The sequence below is a fragment of the Salinispora sp. CH2A1_6 genome (assembly GCF_056820975.1).
Genome location: NZ_JBXEDG010000015.1, coordinates 16,531 through 40,192 on the forward strand (window position 1 = coordinate 16,531; position 23,662 = coordinate 40,192).

At 68.2% G+C, this 23,662-nt stretch carries 24 protein-coding genes, 1 tRNA gene and 1 pseudogene; 13 read left to right on the forward strand and 13 right to left on the reverse strand.

Translation table 11 applies throughout. The features are described 5' to 3' along the window. Nucleotides 1-42: 42 nt before the first annotated feature. A complete protein-coding gene (locus AC1UKG_RS20540; protein ID WP_026271720.1) occupies nt 43-1,788 on the forward strand; it encodes a CTP synthase in 1,746 nt (581 codons plus the stop codon). Continuing rightward, on the forward strand, nt 1,785-2,390 hold the full coding sequence (locus AC1UKG_RS20545; protein ID WP_482641681.1) for an NUDIX domain-containing protein: 606 nt from the start codon (nt 1,785-1,787) through the stop codon (nt 2,388-2,390). Before AC1UKG_RS20540 ends, AC1UKG_RS20545 begins: the two co-directional genes overlap by 4 nt. 62 nt (nt 2,391-2,452) lie before the next feature. Here AC1UKG_RS20545 and AC1UKG_RS20550 read toward each other — a convergent pair whose 3' ends face one another. After that, on the reverse strand, nt 2,453-2,701 hold the full coding sequence (locus AC1UKG_RS20550) for a TM2 domain-containing protein (RefSeq protein ID WP_482641682.1): 249 nt from the start codon (nt 2,699-2,701) through the stop codon (nt 2,453-2,455). A 291-nt stretch (nt 2,702-2,992) separates the two neighbouring features. On the opposite strand from AC1UKG_RS20550, the gene ald reads away from it, so the two are divergent. From ald to AC1UKG_RS20595, 9 genes are all read left to right on the forward strand, one after another. Further along, nucleotides 2,993-4,108 carry an alanine dehydrogenase gene (gene ald, locus AC1UKG_RS20555; protein ID WP_018745030.1) on the forward strand — a complete coding sequence of 372 codons (1,116 nt, stop codon included), beginning with the start codon at nt 2,993-2,995 and terminating at the stop codon, nt 4,106-4,108. 17 nt (nt 4,109-4,125) lie between these two features. Continuing rightward, nucleotides 4,126-5,103 carry a tyrosine recombinase gene (locus tag AC1UKG_RS20560; RefSeq protein WP_475889149.1) on the forward strand — a complete coding sequence of 326 codons (978 nt, stop codon included), beginning with the start codon at nt 4,126-4,128 and terminating at the stop codon, nt 5,101-5,103. 168 nt (nt 5,104-5,271) lie between these two features. After that, on the forward strand, nt 5,272-6,195 hold the full coding sequence (locus AC1UKG_RS20565) for a ParA family protein (RefSeq protein ID WP_018745032.1): 924 nt from the start codon (nt 5,272-5,274) through the stop codon (nt 6,193-6,195). Between the two features lie 20 nt (nt 6,196-6,215). Beyond that, complete coding sequence (locus AC1UKG_RS20570; RefSeq protein WP_482641683.1) at nt 6,216-7,259, forward strand: segregation and condensation protein A; 1,044 nt, start codon at nt 6,216-6,218, stop codon at nt 7,257-7,259. After that, on the forward strand, nt 7,252-8,052 hold the full coding sequence (scpB, locus tag AC1UKG_RS20575; protein ID WP_018815344.1) for an SMC-Scp complex subunit ScpB: 801 nt from the start codon (nt 7,252-7,254) through the stop codon (nt 8,050-8,052). Before AC1UKG_RS20570 ends, scpB begins: the two co-directional genes overlap by 8 nt. Continuing rightward, nucleotides 8,039-8,809 carry a pseudouridine synthase gene (locus tag AC1UKG_RS20580; protein ID WP_018815343.1) on the forward strand — a complete coding sequence of 257 codons (771 nt, stop codon included), beginning with the start codon at nt 8,039-8,041 and terminating at the stop codon, nt 8,807-8,809. The genes scpB and AC1UKG_RS20580 overlap by 14 nt, the downstream gene beginning before the upstream one ends. 172 nt (nt 8,810-8,981) lie before the next feature. Next, nucleotides 8,982-9,665 (forward strand): (d)CMP kinase, encoded by a 684-nt coding sequence (cmk, locus tag AC1UKG_RS20585; protein WP_018745036.1) that lies wholly within the window; start codon nt 8,982-8,984, stop codon nt 9,663-9,665. Further along, on the forward strand, nt 9,662-11,065 hold the full coding sequence (gene der, locus AC1UKG_RS20590; protein ID WP_018815342.1) for a ribosome biogenesis GTPase Der: 1,404 nt from the start codon (nt 9,662-9,664) through the stop codon (nt 11,063-11,065). The genes cmk and der overlap by 4 nt, the downstream gene beginning before the upstream one ends. 123 nt (nt 11,066-11,188) lie before the next feature. Beyond that, nucleotides 11,189-11,262, forward strand: a tRNA-Pro gene (locus tag AC1UKG_RS20595). Nucleotides 11,263-11,346: 84 nt separating this feature from the next. Here the strand turns inward: AC1UKG_RS20595 and AC1UKG_RS20600 are convergent. From AC1UKG_RS20600 to AC1UKG_RS20655, 12 genes and pseudogenes are all read right to left on the reverse strand, one after another. Beyond that, nucleotides 11,347-12,552, reverse strand: a complete 1,206-nt coding sequence (locus AC1UKG_RS20600; protein WP_482641684.1) for a tyrosine-type recombinase/integrase — start codon at nt 12,550-12,552, stop codon at nt 11,347-11,349. Continuing rightward, the gene (locus AC1UKG_RS20605) at nt 12,552-12,803 is read right to left on the reverse strand and encodes a helix-turn-helix transcriptional regulator (protein ID WP_482641685.1); all 252 of its coding nucleotides are present in this window, start codon (nt 12,801-12,803) and stop codon (nt 12,552-12,554) included. The genes AC1UKG_RS20600 and AC1UKG_RS20605 overlap by 1 nt, the downstream gene beginning before the upstream one ends. A 302-nt stretch (nt 12,804-13,105) precedes the next feature. Then, the gene (locus AC1UKG_RS20610) at nt 13,106-14,290 is read right to left on the reverse strand and encodes a DUF3631 domain-containing protein (protein ID WP_482641686.1); all 1,185 of its coding nucleotides are present in this window, start codon (nt 14,288-14,290) and stop codon (nt 13,106-13,108) included. Nucleotides 14,291-14,466: 176 nt separating this feature from the next. Further along, complete coding sequence (locus tag AC1UKG_RS20615) at nt 14,467-15,399, reverse strand: bifunctional DNA primase/polymerase (protein WP_482641687.1); 933 nt, start codon at nt 15,397-15,399, stop codon at nt 14,467-14,469. A 36-nt stretch (nt 15,400-15,435) separates the two neighbouring features. Beyond that, nucleotides 15,436-15,678, reverse strand: coding sequence for a hypothetical protein (locus tag AC1UKG_RS20620; RefSeq protein ID WP_482641688.1), 243 nt, complete (start codon nt 15,676-15,678; stop codon nt 15,436-15,438). 8 nt (nt 15,679-15,686) lie between these two features. Next, nucleotides 15,687-16,037, reverse strand: coding sequence for a hypothetical protein (locus AC1UKG_RS20625; protein WP_482641689.1), 351 nt, complete (start codon nt 16,035-16,037; stop codon nt 15,687-15,689). 211 nt (nt 16,038-16,248) lie between these two features. Further along, nucleotides 16,249-18,237 carry an ATP-binding protein gene (locus AC1UKG_RS20630; RefSeq protein ID WP_482641690.1) on the reverse strand — a complete coding sequence of 663 codons (1,989 nt, stop codon included), beginning with the start codon at nt 18,235-18,237 and terminating at the stop codon, nt 16,249-16,251. A 29-nt stretch (nt 18,238-18,266) separates the two neighbouring features. Next, nucleotides 18,267-18,623: a hypothetical protein gene (locus tag AC1UKG_RS20635; RefSeq protein ID WP_482641691.1), complete on the reverse strand. Its 357-nt coding sequence runs from the start codon at nt 18,621-18,623 to the stop codon at nt 18,267-18,269. Between the two features lie 115 nt (nt 18,624-18,738). Further along, a pseudogene (locus AC1UKG_RS20640) lies at nt 18,739-19,113 on the reverse strand (single-stranded DNA-binding protein); the annotation flags it as partial. Between the two features lie 105 nt (nt 19,114-19,218). Then, nucleotides 19,219-20,457, reverse strand: a complete 1,239-nt coding sequence (locus AC1UKG_RS20645; RefSeq protein WP_482641692.1) for a hypothetical protein — start codon at nt 20,455-20,457, stop codon at nt 19,219-19,221. Nucleotides 20,458-20,805: 348 nt separating this feature from the next. Beyond that, the gene (locus AC1UKG_RS20650; protein ID WP_482641693.1) at nt 20,806-20,949 is read right to left on the reverse strand and encodes a hypothetical protein; all 144 of its coding nucleotides are present in this window, start codon (nt 20,947-20,949) and stop codon (nt 20,806-20,808) included. 31 nt (nt 20,950-20,980) lie between these two features. After that, nucleotides 20,981-21,217, reverse strand: coding sequence for a DUF6284 family protein (locus AC1UKG_RS20655; RefSeq protein WP_482641694.1), 237 nt, complete (start codon nt 21,215-21,217; stop codon nt 20,981-20,983). A gap of 696 nt (nt 21,218-21,913) precedes the next feature. Here AC1UKG_RS20655 and AC1UKG_RS20660 point away from each other — a divergent pair. Both AC1UKG_RS20660 and AC1UKG_RS20665 read left to right on the forward strand, forming a co-directional pair. Then, the gene (locus AC1UKG_RS20660) at nt 21,914-22,780 is read left to right on the forward strand and encodes a GntR family transcriptional regulator (RefSeq protein WP_028185061.1); all 867 of its coding nucleotides are present in this window, start codon (nt 21,914-21,916) and stop codon (nt 22,778-22,780) included. Then, nucleotides 22,777-23,472 (forward strand): HAD family hydrolase, encoded by a 696-nt coding sequence (locus AC1UKG_RS20665; RefSeq protein ID WP_482641695.1) that lies wholly within the window; start codon nt 22,777-22,779, stop codon nt 23,470-23,472. Before AC1UKG_RS20660 ends, AC1UKG_RS20665 begins: the two co-directional genes overlap by 4 nt. Nucleotides 23,473-23,662 lie beyond the last annotated feature (190 nt).

Here is a 23,662-nt window from a genome sequence, read left to right on the forward strand (position 1 = left end):
CGGCGGTCTGCACGACCGCGACAGACGACACGGGAGCAGGCCTTGGCCCCTTCAGCACGGACGACCAGGCATATTTTCGTCACCGGAGGCGTGGCCTCCTCGTTGGGTAAAGGCCTGACTGCCTCCAGCCTCGGTAGCCTGCTCACCGCGCGTGGCATGCGTGTGGTGATGCAGAAGCTCGACCCCTACCTCAACGTGGACCCGGGGACGATGAACCCGTTCCAGCACGGTGAGGTCTTCATCACCGAGGACGGTGCCGAGACCGATCTCGATGTCGGTCACTACGAGCGGTTCCTCGACCGAGACCTGTCCGGGAAGGCCAACGTCACCACCGGGCAGATCTACTCGGACGTGATCGCCAAGGAGCGGCGCGGCGAGTACCTGGGGGATACCGTCCAGGTCATCCCGCACATCACCAACGAAATCAAGTCGCGGGTGCTCGGGATGGCCGAACCTGACGGCGAGGGCCAGGTGCCGGACGTCGTCATCACCGAGGTCGGCGGGACCGTCGGCGACATCGAGTCGCTGCCGTTCCTGGAGGCGATCCGGCAGATCCGCCACGATCTGGGCCGGGACAACTGCTTCTATCTGCACGTCTCGCTGGTGCCCTACCTGGCGCCGTCGGGCGAGCTGAAGACCAAGCCCACCCAGCACTCGGTCGCGCAGCTGCGCAGCATCGGTATCCAGCCGGACGCACTGGTGCTGCGCTGCGACCGGGAGATCCCGGACAAGGTCAAGCAGAAGCTCGCCCTCTACTGCGACGTGGACCTCGAGGCGGTCACCGCCGCCGCAGACGCGCCCAGCATCTACGACATCCCGAAGGTGCTGCACCGGGAGGGTCTTGACGCGTACGTGGTGCGTCGGCTCGGCCTCTCCTTCCGGGACGTGGCCTGGGCCCGCTGGGACGACCTGTTGGAGCGGGTGCACCAGCCCCGACACACGATCACCGTCGCCCTCGTGGGCAAGTATGTTGACCTGCCCGACGCGTACCTGTCGGTGAGTGAGGCGATCCGAGCCGCCGGCTTCGGGCACCGAGCCCGGGTACGGCTGAAGTGGGTGCCCAGCGACGAATGTGTCACCTCGGCCGGCGCCGCGGCCGCCCTGGCCGGGGTTGACGGTGTCGTCATCCCGGGTGGGTTCGGCGTCCGCGGCATCGAGGGCAAGGTCGGCGCCGTCCGGCATGCCCGGGAGAACGGCGTTCCACTGCTCGGCCTCTGCCTCGGCCTCCAGTGCATGACCATTGAGGTGGCCCGGCACCTCGCGGGGCTGGACGGTGCGAACTCGTTGGAGTTCGACGGGGAAGCCACCCATCCGGTCATCGCCACCATGGCCGACCAGGAGGACATCGTCGCGGGCCGGGGCGACCTCGGCGGCACCATGCGGCTCGGGGCATGGCCGGCGGTGCTCACCGAGGGGTCGATCGTCGCCGAGGCGTACGGCAGCACCGAGGTCAGCGAGCGGCACCGGCACCGGTTCGAGGTGAACAACGCCTACCGTGACGTGCTCACCAAGGCGGGCCTGCACATCTCGGGGACCTCGCCGGACGGCCGGCTGGTCGAATTCGTCGAACTGGACCGCGACCTGCACCCGTTCTTCGTGGCCACCCAGGCGCACCCGGAGCTGAAGAGCCGCCCGACCCGCCCGCACCCGCTGTTCGCGTCCTTCGTGGCGGCGGCCCTCGCGTACTCGCAGGCTGATCAGCTCCCGGTCGACCTGGACGGGGCGGCGGAGGCGAACGCCGCCAGTAACGGTGGGGCCTCCACGGCACCGGCGGCGTCGGCCTCGTGAGCACGGCCGGTCACCGTTACCAGGTGCGTTCGCGCGTCGAGCGGTACCGGGGTCGGATCTTCGATGTGGTCACCGACGAGGTGACCATGCCCGGTGGCGGCACCGCCCTACGGGACTGTGCCCGACACCCGGGCGCGGTATCGGTGGTGGCCCTGGACGAGGCGGGTCGGGTGGTGCTGATCCGGCAGTATCGGCACCCGGTCGGCCGGCACCTGTGGGAGCTGCCGGCCGGCCTGTTGGACATCGCGGGCGAGGACCCGGCCGCTGCCGCCGGCCGGGAGCTGGCCGAGGAGGCTGACCTGAACGCGGGTCGGCTCGATGTCCTGGTCGACGTGCACAGCTCACCGGGGTTCACCAATGAACTGGTCCGGGTGTTCTTGGCCCGTGACCTCACCGAGGTGCCGGTCGGTCGGCGGCACGGCCGGGCCGAGGAGGAAGCCGATCTTCAGCTCGTCCGGGTTGCCCTGGACGAGGCGGTGGAGATGGTGCTGGCAGGGGAGATCACCAACGCCGCGACAGTGGCCGGGCTGCTCGCCGCCGCTCGCGCCCGAGACGGGGGCTGGACGGCGCTGCGGCCGGCCGGAACACCGCTGCCACGCTGAAGGCGGATATGTGAAAGGGGGGCCGCGCGCGGCCCCCCTTTCACATATCCGGTGAAACCGGGTCAGTCCCGCAGCGGCCGGCCTTGGCCGTCAACACCACCCTTGACCAGGATCAGGACGCCGTCAACGATGCCCCAGATGCCGCCGATGCCGCACGTCACCAGGGTGACGATGAGCTGGAGTACGCCGATCTTGGTGTGGCCCATGTAGAACCGGCCGACGCCGAAGCTGCCGAGCACGATCTGCAGGACGCCCGCGACGATTTTGCTCTTATCGGACCCACCAGCCGGGTGGGTAAAAGGAGTAGTCACGAGGGGACACAATAATGATCCACGTCAGCTGTCTGAACGGGGGATCAGTAGGTCCGGCGAGAAGTGGCGAATCTGGTCCCAACAGCGGAGTAGCCCGCCGCGCACCGGGCGGTCACCAAGATCCGCTTGACACATCGTCAGCGGGAGCGCCGACGACATGTCACAGTGCTGGCTCCCGGACGGCCAACTCCGGCCTAGACTGCCGCCGGCGGGACCTGAGCACCGCGGCAACGGAGCCGCTGTGACGCCGCGTAGCCGGGGCGAGTAGCCCTGGAGGAGGGGGTCTGCACCGTGAAGGTCGGCATCCCACGTGAGATCAAGAATCACGAGTACCGAGTGGCGATCACGCCCGCCGGCGTCAACGAGTTCGTCCGCGCCGGCCATCAGGTCTTCATCGAGTCCGGCGCCGGCGTCGGCTCCAGCACCAGCGACGAGGACTTCGCCGCCGCCGGCGCCACGATCATCCCCACCGCGGACGAGGTGTGGGAGACCGCCGAGCTGGTACTCAAGGTCAAGGAGCCGGTCGCGGAGGAGTACCACCGGATGCGGCCGGGCCAGGTCCTCTTCACCTACCTGCACCTGGCCGCCTCCAAGGAGTGCACCGACGCGCTGCTGGACCGCGGGGTCACCGCCATCGCGTACGAGACCGTCGAACTGCCCGACCAGTCGCTGCCCCTGCTCGCCCCGATGTCCGAGGTGGCCGGGCGGCTCGCCCCGCAGGTCGGCGCCTACCACCTACAGGCCCAGGGCGGTGGACGCGGCGTACTGATGGGCGGCGTCTCCGGCGTGTACGCGGCGAAGACCGTGGTGATCGGTGCCGGCGTCTCCGGGATGAACGCCGCCGCGATCGCGCTCGGCCTCCAGGCCGAGGTGCTGCTGCTGGACAAGAACGTGGCCCGGCTCCGTCAGGCCGACGCGATCTACCGGGGGCACCTGCAGACGGTCGCCTCCAACGCGTACGAGATCGAGCGGGCAGTGGTTGACGCGGACCTGGTCATCGGCGCGGTGCTGGTGCCCGGTGCCAAGGCACCGACCCTGATCTCGAACGAGCTGATCGCCCGGATGAAACCGGGCAGCCTCCTGGTCGACATCTCCATCGATCAGGGGGGCTGCTTCGAGGACTCGCGCCCCACCACCCACGCCGAACCGACGTACCCGGTGCACAACTCCGTCTTCTACTGCGTGGCGAACATGCCCGGGGCGGTGCCGCACACCAGCACCTACGCGCTGACCAACGTGACCCTGCCGTACGCCCTGGAACTGGCCAACTTCGGTTGGCGGGAGGCGCTGCGTCGGGACGCCGCCCTCGCGCTGGGTCTGAACACCCACGACGGCCAGGTCGTCTACGGGCCGGTCGCCGACGCGCACGGCATGGCCACCCTGCCGCTGGCCGAGGTGCTGGCCTGACCGGCGGCGAGGCAACCATGGCGGCCGAGGCCGGACCAGATCCCGCGCCGGCCCTACGCCGCGCCGTCCGCGGCTACCTGGACTTCCTCGCCGTTGAGCGGGGACTCGCGGCGAACACCCTCGCCTCGTACCGGCGGGACCTGGCCCGCTACCTCGACACCCTCGCGTCGAGCGGGGTGACCGACCTGGCGTCGGTCGCCCCGGGCCAGGTGGAAGCCCACCTGGCCCGGCTACGCGTCGGGGACGAAGAACGCCCGCCCCTCGCGGCCTCCTCCGCGGCGCGAGCCGTCAGCGCCGTACGCGGACTGCACCGCTTCGCGCTGCGCGAGGGCCTGACCGGTGCCGACCCGAGCCGTGAGGTCCGCCCACCCGCGCCGCCCCGCCGGCTGCCCCGGGCGCTTCCCGTCTCCGACGTGATCCAACTGCTGGAGGCGGCCGGACCGGTCTCGACCGCCGGCGCGCAGGCGCCACTCGGGCTGCGTGACCGGGCGCTGCTGGAGTTCCTGTACGGCACTGGCGCGCGGATCTCCGAGGCGGTCGGCGCGGCCGTTGACGACCTCGACACCGACGCTGGCGCGGTGCTGCTGCGGGGCAAGGGCGGGCGGAACCGAGTCGTCCCGATCGGCGGGTACGCCGTGGCCGCGCTGCACGCCTACCTGGTGCGTGCCCGGCCCGGTCTCGCCGCCGCCGGCCGAGGAACCCCGGCGGTCTTCCTCAACTCCCGCGGCGGCCCGCTGTCCCGGCAGGGCGCCTGGGCCATCCTGCGCGGTGCCGCCCGGCGGGCCGGCCTGCCGGATGCCGGGCCGCAGGCGGTATCCCCACACACGCTGCGTCACTCCTACGCCACCCACCTGCTCGACGGTGGCGCCGACGTACGCGTGGTCCAGGAACTTCTCGGCCACGCCTCGGTCACCACCACCCAGGTGTACACGCTGGTCACCGTCGAACGGCTACGTGAGGTGTACGCGACAGCCCATCCGCGGGCGCGCGGTTGATGGGTGTGACACGCCGGACCGGTGCTGAGCGGCCTGCTCGCCGGTGGCGTACAGTCAGGTTCGGCGCGGACCTGGCGGAAGTGACGCGGCCAGGATTCGCGACGGCGTCGCGAAGGACGTCGGTCGGCTCCGACGCCGGTGTGGTCGTCGGGAGGGGGCAACGAAGACATGGTTGGCGACGGTGGCCGTGCCGAGACCTGGACGTCGGAGCTCCGCGAGCAGCAGTCCACACTCGGCGCTGACCTGGGTCCCGCAGATCCGGCCGCGTACACGACGCGGAAGCCGATCCCCGAACCGATGCCGACAGATCGGCACGGCCCCGCCCGCATCATCGCGATGGCGAACCAGAAGGGCGGTGTCGGCAAGACCACCACGACCATCAACCTGGGCGCCGCGCTGGCCGAATACGGCCGCCGGGTGCTGCTGGTCGACTTCGACCCGCAAGGTGCCCTCTCGGTCGGTCTGGGAGTCAACCCGCACAACCTCGACCTGTCGGTCTACAACCTCCTCATGCAGGACGACGTCACCTGCGACGATGTGCTGATCAAGACCGATGTGGCGGGACTGCACCTGCTGCCGGCCAATATCGACCTCTCCGCTGCCGAGATCCAACTGGTCAACGAGGTCGCCCGGGAGATGGCGCTGGCGCGGGTGCTGAAGAGCATCCGTAAGGAATACGACTTCATCCTGATTGACTGCCAGCCCTCCCTGGGCCTACTGGCGATCAACGCGCTGACCGTCTCCCACGGCGTGCTCATCCCGCTGGAGTGCGAGTTCTTCAGCCTCCGTGGGGTGGCCCTGCTGCTGGACACAATCGACAAGGTTCGCGAGCGACTCAATTTCGACCTGGAGCTCGAAGGCATCCTCGCCACCATGTACGACAGCCGCACCACCCACTGCCGCCAGGTGCTGCAGCGGGTGGTGGAGGCTTTCGGCGACAAGGTCTACCAGACGGTGATCACCAAGACCGTGAAGTTCCCCGAGTCCACCGTCGCCGGGGCGCCGATCACCACCCTCGACCCGGCCTCCTCCGGCGCGCGTAACTACCGGCAACTCGCCCGCGAGGTGATCGCCGCCCAGGCGGAGCGGTAGACCGAAGGTAGGGCGCCCAGGTGGTGGACTACGGTGTGCCGGTGACCGCACCGCCCCTCGACCAGCCCACGCCCGCCCGGGCCAGCGACACCGCCAGCGGTGGGGAGGAGACCAGCGGTTTCACCGTTCGGTTGGCCAACTTCACCGGCCCGTTCGACCTGCTGCTGCAGCTGATCAGCAAGCACAAGCTGGACGTCACCGAGGTGGCGTTGCACCAGGTCACCGACGAGTTCATCGCCTACCTGCGGGCCCTGGGTGAGCACTGGGATCTGGACGAGACCAGCGAGTTCCTGCTCGTCGCCGCCACTCTGCTCGACCTCAAAGCGGCCCGGTTGCTACCCGCCGCCGAGGTGGAGGACGAGGCGGACCTGGCCCTGCTGGAAGCCCGGGATCTGCTCTTCGCGCGGCTGCTGCAGTACAAGGCGTACAAGGAGGCGGCGGCGCACATCGCGGTGCTCGAGGAGACCGGCGGGAGGCGGTACCCGCGGGCGGTGACGCTGGAGCCACGGTACGCGCAGGCCCTGCCCGACCTGGTGTTCGGCATCGGCCCGCAGCGGCTACGAGACCTGGCTGTCCGGGTGTTCACCCCGAAACCGCCGCCCGAGGTGTCCATTGCGCACGTGCACCAGGTCCGGGTCAGCGTCCGGGAGCACGCCGAGATCATCGCGGAGCGGTTACGGCGGGCCGGCACGGCCACGTTCACCGGGCTCTGCGCGGACTGCGAAGCCCTCCTCGAGGTGGTGGCCCGCTTCCTCGCCCTGCTGGAACTCTATCGGGAAGGGCTGGTCGCCTTCGCCCAGGAGGAGGCCCTGGAAGAGCTGACCGTACGCTGGACCGGCCCCGTCGATGGCGGGGGTGACCTGGATATCGACGAGTACGCGGGGGACCGCTCCGCCGCCGGATCCGACGAGGCTGGCCCGGTCGACCCCAGCGCGACCGGCGCTGGGCCGGTCGACTCCGGGTCCGGGGCGGAAGCGCCACTCCCGGCGACCAGGTCGTACCCGGCAGGGTCGGCGCCACCCGGCGGACGGCCGGCTACGACAGAGGACGAGCGAGATGGGTGACGAGGAACACGGGGACTCCCTGGCCGACCAGGCCGCCGCGTGGATTCCACCATGGGAACGCCACCGCGCGACAACGGCCAAACCGGCCGCGGAGGCAGCAGTCGCTGCCGCGTCGGACGGGGGAGGACCCACGCCCGAACCGCCCGGTGCTGGTGCCGAAGCGGGTGCGGGCGCTGGCCGGGAGCCGGCACCCGAACGGGGACGGTCCCACCAGCGGGGGCTGGCCCCGCCCCCCGCGTCGGTGCTCGACGACGCCGAGCTACACGGTGCCCTGGAAGCGATCCTCCTGGTCGTGGACGAGCCGGTCGCCGAGACGACCCTCGCCGACGTCCTGGAGCAGCCGCTCGAACGGGTCCGGGCGATGCTGCACGCCATCTCCACCGACTACACCACCCGCGGGCACGGCTTCGAGCTGCGCCGGGCGGCCGGCGGGTGGCGCCTGTACACCCGGCCGGAGTACGCCGGGTACGTGGAGCGGTTCGTCCTCGACGGCCAGACCGTACGGCTGACCCAGGCCGCGCTGGAGACCCTGGCCGTGGTCTCCTACAAGCAGCCGGTGACCCGATCCCGGATTTCCGCCATCCGCGGTGTGAACTGCGACGGGGTGATCCGTACCCTGGTCTCCCGCGGGCTGGTGGAGGAGTGCGGCACCGAACCGGAAACCGGTGCCCACCTCTACCGGACCACCACCCTGTTCCTGGAGAAGCTCGGCTTGGACAGCATCACCGACCTGCCGCCGCTCGCTCCGTTCCTCCCCGACGATGTGGAAGACCTCGCCGATGCCTCGCGATAACCGCGCCCCGAAACCCGACGCGCCCGTCTACACCGGCCCGGAACGCCTCCAGAAGGTGCTCGCCGCCGCCGGTGTCGGATCTCGACGTGCCTGCGAAGACCTGATCTTCCGCCGGCGGGTGACAGTGAACGGCCGGGTCGCCCAGCTCGGTGACCGGGCGGATCCGACCTCCGACACCATCTACGTCAACGGTGAGCGCCTCCAGGCCGACATCCGGCTGGTCTACCTCGCCATGAACAAGCCCCGGGGCGTCGTCTCCACCATGGCGGACGAGAAGGGCCGGACCGCCCTCGCCGACTTCCTCGGCAACCGGGTGGAAGAGCGGGTCTACCACGTCGGACGCCTCGACGCGGACAGCGAGGGCCTGCTGCTACTCACCAACGACGGCACGCTCGCGCATCGGCTCATGCACCCCTCCTTCGGGGTGCCCAAGACGTACCTGTGTGAGGTGTCCGGCCCGATCCCGCGGTCGCTGGGCCGGCGCCTCGCCGCCGGGGTCGAGCTGACCGACGGTCCCGCGACGGTGGATGCGTTCCGGGTGGTAGACACACTGGGCAAAACCGCCCAGGTAGAGGTAACCCTGCACGAAGGACGCAAGCACATCGTGCGGCGCCTGTTCGATGCGGTCGGCCACCCGGTGTCCCGGCTGGTGCGTACCTCGATCGGGCCGATCCGGCTCGGCGACCTCCGCGCCGGACGCACCCGTCGGCTCACCAACGCAGAGGTCGCCGCGCTGTTCAAGGCCGTCGGCGACTGACGGCGGCGGTGGCGGGTACCGCAGCCGGTAGGCTCCGTGCGGCCCGCTGCGCAGGGGCGGTCGCTCCCAGAGGTGCGGCACCAGGGGAGCGCACCGTGCCAGGCATCATTGTCGGCGGGCGGACACCGCTCGCGGGTATGGACCCGCGAGGTACGGACTGAGGAGGACTGCGGTGGAGGAAAACGAACGGACCGGGCGCTGCGTGGTCGCTGTGGACGGGCCGTCCGGTTCGGGTAAGTCCACCGTTTCCCGGCGACTCGCGATCGCCCTGGGCGCCCGCTACCTCGACACCGGCGCGATGTACCGGGCGGTCACCTGGGCGGTCCTCCGCTCCGGAGTTGACCTGGCCGACCCGTCGGCCGTGGCCAAGGTCGCCGGGGAAACCGAGCTCGGCATCGGCACCGATCCCGAGGGATACGGCGTGACCGCCGACGGTGTACCCATCGAGGTGGAGATCCGTGGACCCGAGGTGACCGGGGCTGTCTCGGCCGTGGCCGCCGTACCGGCGGTCCGCTCGATGCTCGTCAACCGGCAGCGGGACCTCGCCGCCACCGCCGGTCGGATCGTGATCGAGGGGCGCGATATCGGTGCGGTAGTAGCCCCGAACGCTGACCTGAAGGTCTACCTGACCGCGTCCGCGGCCGCCCGGGCAGCCCGACGCAGCGCCGAGGACGCCACCGACGCGGGTCAGACCGCCGCCGACCTGGCCCGCCGGGACCGGTTGGACTCAACTCGCAAGGCCGACCCGATGACGCAAGCCCCGGACGCCGTGGTGCTGGACACCACCGAACTCGGCATTGACGAGGTCGTCGCGCGGATGCAGGAGATGCTGGCTGAGCGGGGTGTGGGTCGATGAGCGAGCCAACCGGTTGGGTGGGGTGGGACGCCCCTGAACTCGACGCCGAGGAGGCCACGGCCCCGCAGCCGGTGGTGGCCGTGGTTGGCCGGCCCAACGTGGGAAAGTCGACGTTGGTAAACCGACTGATCGGGCGTCGGCAGGCCGTCGTCGAGGACGTACCCGGGGTGACCCGGGACCGGGTGCCATACGACGCGCAGTGGAACGGCCGACAGTTCGCCGTCGTCGACACCGGCGGCTGGGAACCGGATGCGAAGGACCGTGCCGCCGCCATCGCTGCCCAGGCGGAGTCGGCCATCACCACCGCCGACGTGGTGCTGTTTGTGGTCGACGCGGTGGTGGGGGCCACCGACGTGGACGAGGCGGCAGTGAAGATGCTGCGACGCAGCGCCAAGCCCGTGATCCTGGTGGCGAACAAGGCCGACAACAGCTCCATCGAAATGGAGGCATCCGCGCTCTGGTCGCTCGGTTTGGGGGAGCCGTATCCGATTTCGGCGCTGCACGGCCGGGGCGCCGGCGAACTGCTCGACCTCATCCTGGACCGGCTACCGGAAGCACCCAAGATCGTCGAGGATCGTCCGCGTGGCCCCCGTCGAGTCGCCCTCGTCGGCCGGCCCAACGTCGGCAAGTCCAGCCTCCTCAACCGCTTCTCCGGGGAGATCCGGGCAGTCGTCGACGCGGTCGCCGGCACCACCGTCGACCCGGTGGACAGCCTGGTCGAGATCGGCGGCGAGGCCTGGCAGCTTGTTGACACCGCCGGCCTGCGTAAACGGGTCGGCCAGGCCAGCGGCACCGAGTACTACGCGAGCCTGCGTACCGCCTCGGCGATCGAGGCCGCCGAGGTCGCGGTGGTCCTGCTCGACGCCAGCGAGGTCATCAGTGAGCAGGACCAGCGCATCCTGTCGATGGTCACCGATACCGGTCGGGCCCTGGTGATCGCCTTCAACAAGTGGGACCTGGTGGACGCCGACCGTCGGTACTACCTGGACCGGGAGATCGAGCGGGAACTGCGCCGCATTCCCTGGGCCATCCGGCTGAACCTCTCCGCCCGGACCGGACGCGCGGTGGACAAGCTCGCTCCGGCGCTCCGGCGGGCACTGGCCAGCTGGGAGACCCGGGTGCCGACAGCACAGCTCAACGCGTGGCTCACCGCGCTGGTGCAGGCCACCCCGCACCCGGTGCGTGGGGGACGGGCACCGAAGATTCTCTTCGCCACCCAGGCGGGAGCGGCGCCGCCACGGTTCGTCCTGTTCACCACCGGCCCACTGGACGCGGGCTACCAGCGATTCGTGGAGCGCAAACTCCGGGAGGAGTTCGGCTTCGAGGGCAGCCCGATCGAGATTTCGGTCCGTCCCCGCAAGAAGGTCGGACCCGGCGGTCGCGGCAAGGCCCACGGCTAACCCTCAGCCCACCCTCCCGGCCTGCCCGGGAGGGTGGGTGCTGACACCGAGGGGTGGATACGGGCAACGGAAAGATCGTGCGGTAAGCTGTACCGGCTGTCGCGGGGAAGTCGGCGGGAGCATCGGGACGTGGCGCAGCTTGGTAGCGCACTTGACTGGGGGTCAAGGGGTCGTCGGTTCGAATCCGGCCGTCCCGACAGACGCAAAGAAGGCCGTTGACCGGAGCATACGCCCTGGTCAACGGCCTTCTTGGTATTCCGGTCATGCCTGTCGGGGTGGATCTAGACGGCGCGTAGCTGGGGACCACCTGGGGACCGGCGGGCCTTCAAGTGGGCGCTGAGCGCCGTGCCGGCGTCCGTGATCGCCTGTCGGTCGGGGTGTAGGTATCGCTGGGTCGTGGTGAGCGACCCGTGTCCGGCGATTTTCCGCAGGACGTGCACCGGCACGCCAGCGTCGGCCATCCAGGTCAACCCGGTGTGCCGCAGGTCGTGTCGGCGTAGGTGTTCGTAGCCGAGCTTCGTCACCACCTCATCCCAACGAGTTGCGTCGCGGAGAACGGCCGTCGAGATGCGGCCACCGCGCGGCCCGGTGAACAGCCGGGCGTCGGGTTTGGTCGCCACCTCCAGGCGGCGTGTCACGAGGGGCCGCACTTCCTCGATCAGCGGAACCATCCGGGCGCGCTTGCCCTTGGTGCCCTTGTCGATCAGGCCACCGGGGCCGGGCGTGGTCTGCCTTCGCACGGTCCACATCCACGTATCCCGGTTGATGTCCTCGGCCCGGACGCCCGACACCTCGCCTATTCGGGCGGCGGTACAGGCGGCGAAAATCACCACGTCGGCCCACACGGTAAAGGCGTTGGCCGACCGTTCGACCAGCGCGGCGGCGAGTGCGGTCAGCGCCTCCCAATCGGGGAGCGCCAGCGAGCGGGGATCGTCCAACTCGTCCTCGGCTTGCTGGTATTCGCGCTGCCATCCCGTGACCTGGGCGGGATTGCGAGCGATGATGCCGTCCCGCACCGCCTGTTCCATCACGCGAACCAGAACGGCGAGGCTGTTCTTCACCGTCGAGCGGCTGCATTCGTCGGCAATCCAGCTATGTACAGCGCGGTCAACCGCGCCGTTGGTCATCATGCGAACCGGAATGTGGCCGAGCGTGGGAACAACCCGCTTCCGCCACCCGGCCAGGTACGGGTCGAGCGTCTTGCGTTCCAGCCCACGCAGGGCCAGCGTCATCACACCCTCGCCGTACTCCGCAAGCCGCTTCGTGGCGGCGGCCGGGTCGATGCCACCTTGCGCGGCACTCACGAGGCCATCGATCCAGGCTTGCGCTTCCTCCGGCGTAGCCACGCTCGTTGATTTGGACAGGCGGCGCTTCGTGGTTGGATCAGTCCACCGGACCCGCGCCCGGTAGGGGTTCTCACGGCCGGGCCGGAACTCCACATCAGGCGCGAGGCGTACGCCTATCGGCGGGTGTTGAGGACTGGCCATCACGCTGCCTCCGGCATCACGCGTCGCGCTGAGAGCCAACGCTGGACATCGGTGGTCGCGTACTTCACAACCCGATCCGAGATCTGGATGAACGGCGGTCCGTGCATCGGCAGAGAGGTTCGCCAGCGGCGGATGGTCGACGGGTCGACGTCGAGCAGTTCGGCAAGCTCCTCTGTCGACATGAGCAGTTTTAGTGACGGCGAAGAGAGGGCTGCGCTTTTGTCTCCGATGTCTCCGATCGGGCTAATCATCGATCGCTGTCCTTCCTCGGGGTGGCGTGGAGGTAGATGCGGTGGTGGGCAGATGGTGGTCGGTCGGCAGGGAGACGTGGAGTGGCCCACTGAGAGAGCCGTAGAGCCAAGATACGGCCGCGTCCCGGATGGTTAGGTACGTTGATGCGGCTGTGTGGCTCTCAGTGGGCCGGGCTTTGGGGCGTATTTGGTGGGCGTACGGCTTGGTGGGGTGCTGGTTGGCGGGTGTAAGCCGTACAAGCCGTACGCGATCTATGTTTTGGCTGCTCAGGCTGCGTACGGCTTGGTGGGGTCGCGTACGGCTAAGCCGTACGCGTCTGGAGAAGCCGTACGTTGTCTGAGCTGGGGTTTGGGGGGTCTGCGTACGGCTTGTACGGCTTGTATGGCTCAGGCGTGGGGTTTTCCTCGGGTGGGCAGTACCGGCGCCAGGCGTCATCGAAGCTGGTGCGGTGGTAGCCCTTGACTCGGCCGGTGGGTGGGTCGAAGGTGATGTTTTCTGAGGCGATCTCGTACTCCTTGAGGAGGACGCCAAGTTTCATTGCGGTGAGTCCGGTGCCGTTGTTGTATTCGGCCCACGGTGATTCGGGTAGGGCTTTTAGCCGATCGAGTAGGACCGCGGAGGGTATGGCGTCGTAGGCGGCGAAGACGGTGCGGCAGTCGATCAGTACTCGGAGTCGGTCGGAGTACTCGGCGTCGCCTTCGCGAGCGGCGTTGAGTGCGTGGGCGGCGTGGCGGGCGCGGTCGGGCCAGGTCCCACCGGCTAGGTCAGCGACGGCGATCAGTGGTTCCCATGTGTCGGCTGCGCGGTCTTCCAGTGGCATTTCGGGTTCGGCGTTTTCCAGCTCGCCAAAGTTCGGTTGCAGCCACGTGGTTAGGTCTGATGCGAGTTGTCGTAGGGCTGGGCCGTCGCGCTTGGATCGGAACGGGGCGACTTTTTCAGTGGCGGTGCGGCGGCGCATCTTCACGATGACGGCGCGATCTTCGATGGTGTCGGGCATTGATCCGATGCCGGCTAGGGCCGCCATGGCGAAGGTGGGGATCTTTTCCAGCTCGCGGCTTTGGTGGTTCCAACGGATTGTCGGTCGGCCGCGCTGGTGACCTGCGTTGAGTAGGCCGCGTAGATCTTCGTTGGCCTCGGCCTGTTTGCCGCCGAAGATCGTGTCTGCCTCATCGAGCAGGATTGTGGGTGGGTCGATGTCACTAATTGAGCGGAAGATCGCCGCGGTGGAGGCGTTAACCGTAATTAGAGGGCGGTGGCAGGTACCAGCCACGATGTCGAGAAACCGGGACTTCCCGCAGCGCTTTTCTGGCGCTTTGATTACGAGGCGTGGTGCGTGGGTCCAGGCGTCCTGTGCGTGTGTGGCGGCGATCCATAGCACGGCGGCGTCGATGGTTTCGGGGTTGGGCAGGATGACGTATTTGGTGAGGGCGTCGTGTAGGCGGTCGAGGATCGCGGGCCCCTCGATGGGTCGGTGTGGTTGGGTCATGCGGTGGCCTCCAGGTCGAACAGGGCGGGTTTAGCGCGTGGCGCAGCTGCGGCGAGTACGTTTGTGCGCCATTGCAGGGCGTAGGTAAGGCAGCCGCCGGTCGGAGACGAACAGTGGCACGGCGGCCTTGCCGAGTCAGCCGGGCTGGTGGGTGCCGAGGAAGAACGCCGGGCCGTTCATGCGGCGAGTCCTTCGTCTCGGAATCCGCCGGTGATGGCACCGTGGATTTCCCGGTTGGTTTGCTTGGCGGCGCGGCCGGTGTCGGTCAGGGCGGTGATGGCGTCGTGGTGGCTGATGGCTCCGGCGGCGACCATCCGGGCGACGCCTCGTGCAGCGCCGTAGAGCGTCACGCGGTGGCGTCCCTTGGGGGCGGCGGCGACGGTGGCGAGGATGGAGGCGAGTAGCGCGTCAGGGCTTGAGATGGCCCCCGTCTTGTGCGTGAGGGTTGGCCTGGTCGTGGCGGTTGCGGTGCGGGTCGGTGCGGCTTGGCAGGCATCGAGCAGGGCGGGGGCCATCTCAATCAGGTCGTGGCCGGGATCGGCCCACCGGTACGGGCGGCCGGTGCGTTGGTGCACGCTCGGAGGCAGCACGACGTATCCGCCGTCAGCTTTGATGTCGATGCCGGGCCGACCGGGCATCGGCCGGGAGAGGATCGGTGTTCCGGGATGCCGGTAGTACAGGTGCAGCCCCTCGGAGCCGGTCACCACGTGCCGGGTGCGGGGTAGGAATCCTTCGGTGATGAGTGCGGTCAGGCTGTGGTGGCCACCGTGGCGCGGGTCCACGTCGACTACCACCGTTGCGGATGCCGTTCCGGTGCGCAGGGCGAGTTGTCCCCGGGGGGCGGTGTAGATCATGGCGGTAATGCGGTCGGGGTCGGTGGTGGCGGCGTAGAACCCGTGGCAGGTCAGGCAGGTGCAGGTGTTGCGGTCGTGGCCGTCGTAGCCGCGTTTGTCGTCGCATCGTTCGCAGTTGGCCAGGGGGCGTTTTGACCGGGCGAGCATGAACACCGGCCAGCCGCGCTCGGCGTACTCCATGGCAGCGTGTAGCAGCATGTGGCGTCCTTCCTGGGCAGGCGTGAGGATGGCCAGCACCCGGCGGGTGCTGGCCATCTAGGAAGTGAGCGCGCGGAGCGCGCCGTTTCGGGGTTAGGCGGTGTGGCGTTGTCGGCGGACGGTGTCGAGGTCGATCAGCCGCCCGCCGGCAACCGGCTCGGGTTGTGGTTGCGTTGTGGGTACGTGGATGCGGGCGTAGATGCGGTGGCGGCCGGTGTCACCGCCGGCGAGCGCGATTCGTTTTCCGGCTTGTTGGATATGGCCGATGGCGGCGAGTGCGCGGGCGGCGGCGTCTAGCTCGGGGTGTGTGCCGATTAGCCATACCTCAAGGTCCATGGCGGGCATTAGCGAAGCCAGTAGACGATGCTGCCGAGCACCCCAGCCAGGGCGAGGATGCTTGCGGCGGCGACTGTGCGGGGCAGGCTGGCGCGTAGCTCCCACCGGTAGCGGCCCGCCAGCCACACCGCGGCGCTGAGTACGACAGCCAGGGTAGCGAGCAGGGTCAGTCGGGGTAGCCACCAGACGGCGGTCCGGGCCGCGACCCAGACAGCTGCCGCGACGGCGGTGAGGATGGCGAGGATGGGTAGGACTCGGGCCGTAGTCCAGCGGATGATCTCGAAAGCGGCGAACCAGCGCCAGAGCCGCCGGCCGAATTCGTAGGCCGCGCCGCGGCGAGCGAGACGAAACCATGACATGGCGTGAGGTCACTTTCTGTAGAGATCCGAGGAATTCACGGATTGCATGTCACGCACTTCACGGAGGCTTGCGCGCGCGCACGCGCGCATAGACGCACCTGACGGGCGTTCACGTAAAGTCCGTGACATGCGTGAAGTGCGTGACGCACACACCCACACCCGTTACGTTGTGTGACGGGTGTGGGTGTGTGCAGAGGCGGTAGTGCCGAGGTTAGACGGCGGCGAGTACGGGCTCGCTGTCCTGTGTGGGCGCGATGATGTCGTAGACGCCCTTGTCGCCGGTCCGGCTCAGTAGCGGGGTCGGTCCCTGGCAGAACTCCTTGAGGATCTTGCTCAGAGTCGGCGGTTTAAGCCCGGTCTCACCGACCCGGCCGACCAGCGGGGCGAACTGCGAATGCCGGCACGTTCGGTGCCCCTGCTCGTAGGCGGACAGGATCGTTTGCCGCACCATCGCGCGGATCTCCGATGGGGTGTACTGCCGTCCGGTCTCCGCCTCCAAGTCCAGGGGAACCCGGGTCCGGTTCGGTACCCCGATCGGCTCGTACGGGTCACCGCCCTCGTCGGGCAGGCACTCCGGGTCACGCGACGGCGGCGCGCACTCGATGTCCTTGTCCGCGTCTGGGTCATCGTTGTCGGCCTCGCCGGAGACCACCTCAGGCGTGGCCGTGCTGGTTTGCGCGGCGTCCTGCACTGCCGCGGTAGACCCGCTGGTGGTGTCGCCGGTTGACGCGAGGTAGGTAACGAGCTCACCGACCAACGCCTCCCGGTCGATCTTGTATGTGCGGCCCGGTAGTGACCAGTCCTCCGGGTCGGTGCCCGGCAGCTCTGCGTACAGGGCACCGGGCTTGCGGTTTTTCCACGACGGGTCAGCACCAGCGTCGATGGTTTCCTCAGACAACAGCCGGCTGGCCTCGGCGATGTCCCGCACCCCCATCACGATGACCCCGCCAATGGTGGAGCGCACCGACGTGGGTAGCCGGTCACCGGTCGCACGCTGCTGACCGAGGAGTACGAAAATTCCCACGGACCGCACCGACTCGGCCAGCTCCACCATCGTGTCCTCAGACTCGATAAACCTGGATGCCTCATCCACGATCACCACCCGGAACTTCGGGCACCGAGCACACCCGGCGATCCACTGGTCATGACCGTGACCGCCGATCTGCGCGGCCCGCCGCGCGACCTCAGCGATCATGCCGTCCAGGTAGCGCTCACCATCGGCCTGATCGTGGATCATGACGTGCATCGCGTCCCGGAACGCCTGCGGTAGCTGCATGCCCTTACGGCCATCAATGTAGACCACTTCGGTGTCCTGCCGTGAGCGAGCCTCCGCGGCCAGCATGAGCTGCAACGCGGTCTTGCCCGAGCCGGACGCGCCGAGCAGGACCATCACCCCAATCGCGTTACGCTCCGCCCTCGGGTCACCCGGCAGAATCAGCGGCACGACAGAACCGGTCTGATACACGGCGAACCGGATCGGGTCAGCGATCGAACCACCCGGCGCCGACAGCCCCGCCCAGGCCGGTGGGGTTTCCAACGCATCCACCGGAGACACCTCCATCCGGCCGACCCGCGGTGTCGTACGGTCCGGCACCATCCGCACACCGCCGACCGGCACGTCAAGCGCGGACGCGATAGCGGTCCGCACCTCCGTCTTCTGCAGATCCCCAAACGCGGCGCCAGGCAGCATCTCGGTGTGCGTGACAATCCGCCCGTCCGCCATCTTCGGTTTGCCGGTCTTACCGATGTCCTGCAACTCCCGCACCCGCTCACCGAGTTCACCGAACACGCTGGCACGGGCGTCGCTACCGTCACCACGCAGCAACTTGGTGATCGCCAGCACCACCGACAACGTGGCCATGACAATCAGGTAGACCGCCACCGCGTTGAACGACCACGGGCGGAAGGTCAGCACGAACAGACCACCACAGGAGCAGACCGACATCAGCAACGACGCGATCCGCAGCTCAAGCTTGCGCGCGCGCCCGACACCCCAGGTACACCACACGATCAGCGCCGAGCAGATCAGGATCAAACCCGCCCGCCAGGCGGCCTCCCACACGGTCGGGTTGGCGTACGCGCCCCACATCCGCGACAAGATCCCGGCGAGGATCAGGTTCACCACCGCCGCGGCCGGCGGAACCACGTACGGCAACGGGTTACCGCGCACCTCGTACGAGGCCCCCCGCGCAGCGTCCATACCCCCGTGGTATCGCACCCGCCGCGCCATCAGGCGGCCTTCCGGCGGCGGTCGCGAACGGTGAAGTCGGCCGCGCCGGGCTGCTCATCGTCCAAGGCGATCAGGAACGCCTCGAACCGGTTCCGGCACACCCGCGCGTACGCGGCGACCGCCAACATCTCATCCGCGGACCGCACCAGCGGCCGAGCAACCTGCCGGCCCCAAAACTTCGCGCGCATCCGAGACAGGCCCTGCCGCCGCCCGTAGCGTTCGATCTTCATACGGATCAAACCGGCCAACTCGTCAATCTCGTCGTGACCAGCGATCCCGACGTTGCGGATACCTTCGAGCAGGTTCAGGAGATCAGCGTCGTCTTTGATGTCCAGGTCAGGAAACAAGCGCGGCATCATGCCGTCCTTTCAGGGGATAAACAAGGCCGCCGCGCTACCGCGGCGGCCCCAAGGACAGTGGGATGGACAGTCAGAACGGCGGCGCATCCTCAACAACTGCCAGGTCGGCCGCACCAGCGCCAGCGACGGCCTTCTGCACCGTGGCAGTGGCGTAGCGCAGCGACGCGCCGATCTCGTCAACGTCCAGCTCCACGACGGTGCGCTTCTCACCCTCGCGGGTCTCATAGGACCGCTGCCGCAACCGGCCCTGCACGATCACACGGCTACCCCGCGCCAGCGACCCCACCACGTGCGTAGCAACGTCACGCCAGACAGTGCAGCCCAAAAACAGCGGATCGGCATCCCGCCACCCACCAGACTCCCGATCAAACACCCGCGGCGTAGACGCAATCCGGAAGTTCGCAACCGCCACACCACCCGAGGTATGCCTCAGCTCCGGATCGGCGGTCAAGTTACCGACAACAGTCACCACAGTCTCGTTCGCCACAACAGCGGCCCTTTCTCAACAAAGGAATAAGTTGACACGCCGCAACACCGATTCAGGGGCACTACGGCAAAACGATCAACGAACAGCGTGTACGAATCGGCTGGACTAACCGTTCTCGACCGACGTCAGATCGAACCCGGCTGGAAGATTGTTCAGCACCATTCGGACGGTTCGGTCAGACGTGCCAGCCAACTCTGCAAGCCGAGCGCGATTAGCGCTCGGCTCGGCCTGGTACGCCGTCAACACCGCGAACACCGTACTCGGTGTCACACCATCCACGGGCGGAACGCCCGCCGGAGGAGAAGCCGGAAGAGCCAACGCGTTCTTCCGGTCCGCCGAGGCGGAAGAACCGGCGTCCCTCCGACCGCCCGGGCGGGCCGGCCCTTCCGCCCGCTGCTGCATCCGGGCGAGCGCGGCCGACACCCGCTCCAACTCGGCAGCGACGGCCTTACGGGCTTCCGTCACCGCCGCCAGTTCCTGCTCAGCGAGCAGCTTGCCGCGCGTCGCACACTCCGCAACCGACCGCGCCTCGTCCAACTGACCTGCGTTTCTAGCGGCCAACTCCGAAGCCTCCGCGGCCTGGGTACGGGCGTCACGAGCAGACGCCTTCACCTCCTCCAACGCGGCGCGGTACCGCTGAGCGCTCTGCTCAGCATCATCCGTCTTCCGCTCCAGTGCCTCCGCGGACTTCCGACTCTCGGCCACGTGCTCTTCCGCTCGCGCTTCCGCCTCCGCAGCCCGCTCTTCCGCCTTCCGACGCGCCACCTGCTCCGCCTGCTTCTCCGCCTCCGCAGTAGCGCGTTTCCGGTCAGCTTCTTCCGCCTCGGCAACCAACCGACGAACCTCTTCCGCCCGGCGCAAATCTGCCTGCCGAGCCGTCTCGTCTTCGGTTCTGCCTCTCGCCTCGGCCCGGCTAATCACATCGGCGATCTTGCGCTGGAAATAGGCGGCGGCCTCCACGGCGAAAAACATCATGAGTGGACCCCAGGTATGGCTAAAAACTCCACCGAAGTCCGGGCCGGTCGGCTTTAACCACGCCTCGGCCGTGTTCAACGCCCACGTCGCGAACCCAGCCACCCAGCGCAGAACACCGACCCAACCGCCCTTAATGCCGTACCGGGCCAGAATGGGGGTAGCAATCAGCCCGACCGCAAGCGCGCCGTCCACCGCGAGCGATAACAACCAGGCGGTCTCTCCCGGAACCCCGTGGTGAACAAGGAACCGGTACACGATCGGAATCCCATAGATCATGATCGTGCCAGCAACACCCCACGCCAGTACAGAAACAACCTTCGCCGTACGACGCAGCGCCTCCAAGTCAACGGACTGCTCCGAGCCACTCACCCCCACCAACCCCGATCACTCGAACGACCGGTACTGCCCGCGGCAGAAACTCCGCAGGTACGTCACCGACCAGCTCGCAGCACCGCAGCCGTACTCGAATACCTCGCCAGTCACCCCACGTGTTCGTCAACACCATCGGCCCGCCACCAGCCGAACTGTAGGGCTGACTGAGCTGATGCCCGACCGGCAAACGCAGGAACCGAACCCACCGCCGCAGTTCAACGTGCGTGGCCACATCCAGCTCAACACCCCAAGCAGGAGACGCCTCCACCCTGGTAGGCAGAGGAAGACGGTGACGAGCCATCACAGACGCGACCGTGGCCAAAATGACGTGGATGCTCGGCGTCCTCACTGGCCACCCCCAGCAAGGGCATCGGCGAACGCACCGACCCCGGAAGCGATCGACCTCACCGCCTCCGCAGCCAGCGTCGGGTTGGAAACCGCGAAAAACACCACAAAGGCCAGCGCCAGCCAGCCAAAAACCTTACGCATCGAAACCTCACTAAGGAAAAGAGAACAGGAATCAGGCGGCGTCACAGCTCGCCCTGGCGGCACGAGCGGCCAGCAGATCGCGGGCCTCACGCAGCACCCGCCGTCGCGCCCGGCGTACCTGCTGCCGAGTCACATCAGTCAGCCCGGCACGCAGCACCGCAATCTGCGCGTCCAACAGCAGCACCTCGGCCTCAATCAGCGGCATCTCCGCCGAGAGCTCGGCCAGGTCGGTCGAGGTAGGCCCATCCAGGGCATCCAGATCAGTCACGTACGGTTCCTCCGACGCTTGCCCGCCGCACTCCGGCGGCGGGGAACACAGGTAGACGGCCGGCACTGCCGGCAGCGGGTCTGATCCGGCGCCAAAGGAGCGATCTCGCCGCAGCTGCTGCACTCCCGCCAACAGGCAGACCCAGAGATCGTCAGACGCACGGAATCGGTAAGAGACGGCATGGTGCCCTCGCTTCGCAGGTCAGCGACCGCCCCGTGGGCGTACCCTGGGGCAAGGTCATGTCGGGAAAGGTGTGATCACCAAAGGGCGGGGCGATGCGTCACCACCGCAACCCGCCGGGTCGGCCCTGATGGAGCCGACGTGCCCCTGACCGGTGTTGCTTCACCGGCCAGGGGCCAACAGCGCCAAACGCGCCGCGATGTACAGCGACCGCTATAGGGCCGCTTACTGCTGGCACCTTCCGCATGTCGCTTCCCAGCGATCCCGGGTCGGATGCCTGACCGTTCGTTACTGCGCAGCCGGTCAACGCTGCCTCTGTGGACTTGTCAAAGATCAACCGGACCCGGCGTCTCATGGGCGTACGGCAACGCGTGCCGCCGTTCCCTGAGCCATCCGGCCAGCTGTCGTACCTGGCTAGCCAGGTGCGATGAGATGACCGTAGGGCGGCATGGCTAGTCAAGTCAAGAAGGTGCGTCGAACTTTCCTAACTTGGCTAGTCAGAGCTACTCTCGGCGGGTGAGCCAGAACCTTGACTTCCTCGGCGAACTCGATCCCGACGACCCGAAACAGGCGTCGCAGCAGATTGCGAACAAGCTGCGGGCCGCGATCCTCACGCGGCGGCTGGCCCCGGGCGACAAACTCCCGTCGCAACCCGACCTTGCCGCCCGCTATGGCGTGGCGAGAGAAACCGTCAAGCGGGCCCTTGAACTACTACGCGCCGAACGGCTGATCATTTCGCGGCAGGGGAGCGGCGCGTTCGTGCGGGCGCAGACGCAGCGAGCGGTAGAGCTGCGGCCTCACATCGAGGCCGCGTTCGAGCGGCCACACGTGACCATCGACTTCGCTGGCTTCTCGGGAGAGACGCTGCGGGATGCCCTCGCCGAGGCCCTCGACAAGGTGCGGGTCGGCAGGCTTGCGCCGGAGACAATCGCTGTACGAGTGCTGATCTCTGACATGACGGTGCCGATGGCGCTGCCCGCTCGGGCTGAAACCCAGACGGATGACCCCGCTGTACGAGAGCGGGCCGAGCGCATCACGCGCCGAGCGGCAGACGGAGTGATCGACCAGGTGGCCGAACTAGGCGACCTCGGTCTGATCCGGTCGACCACGGTAGAGGTGCGGCTGCACCGGGCGCCACCTCTGTTCAAGCTCTACATCCTGAATGGGGAAGAGGTCTTTTACGGCTTCTATCCGGTGGTCGAGCGCACTGTCTCGATCAAGGGTGAGCCCATGGCGATCTACGACCTGATGGGTAAGGACGTGCCGCTGTTCCACTACGCAGTGACCGACGACGACACGTCTCACGGCACGCAGTTCGTGGAGGCGTCCCGCCAGTGGTTCGACTCGGTGTGGTCGACCATCGCCTACCGGTACGACGGATGAGCGCCGACCTCGGCCGGCTGCTCGGCAAGATCGGCGCGGTGTTGGTCGACTTCGACGGGCCGGTGTGCAGCATCTTCGCCGGATATCCCGCGCCGCAGGTCGCGGCCGAGCTGGTCAACGTGCTGCGGCGGCGCGGGGTCGACGTGCCGCCGGATCTCGCCAGCGAGCCGGACCCGCTCGAAGTACTACGCCGCACGGGCGCGGCCGGCGACCACGGCGTCACGCGCGCGGCAGAGAACGTGCTCTGCGCGGCCGAGCGCCGAGCCGTCGAGACTGCCGCGCCGACGCTGTACGGGCGAGAGGTCATCGTGGCGGCTCGACAGGCCGGGATGCCGGTGGCGGTGGTCAGCAACAACTCAGCCGGCGCGGTAACGGCCTACCTCGCGGCGCATCGGCTCGCCGAGTACGTCTCGCCGGTGGTTGGCCGGGCGTACGCCGAGCCGGGCCGCATGAAGCCCAACCCTGATCCGATCCTGCAAGCCGTGCGCTCCCTCGGCGAGATACCGGCCCGGTGCGTGCTGATCGGTGACTCGCTTTCCGACATCGAGGGAGCGCGGGCCGCCGGAGTCACGGTGATTGGCTACGCGAATCGGCCGGCGAAGGTCGATGCCTTTCAGCACGCCGGGGCGGACGTGGTGGTCACGAGCATGGGCGAGATAGCCGCAGCGTTGATCGGCCGGGGGAGCGGCTGAATCGAGGGCTTGCGTCGCATCCGTGTCGCCGGGCGGGGGTTGAACGGCGTTTGTGCTGGTCAGGGGCTCGGGCTTGGCGCTCTGTAAATCCGTCGCGAAAGCTTCGAAGGTTCGAATCCTTCACCCGCCACCAGGTGCACAAAGAGGCCCCTGACCAGCGCAAACGCTGATCGGCCTCTTTGTGGGTCCC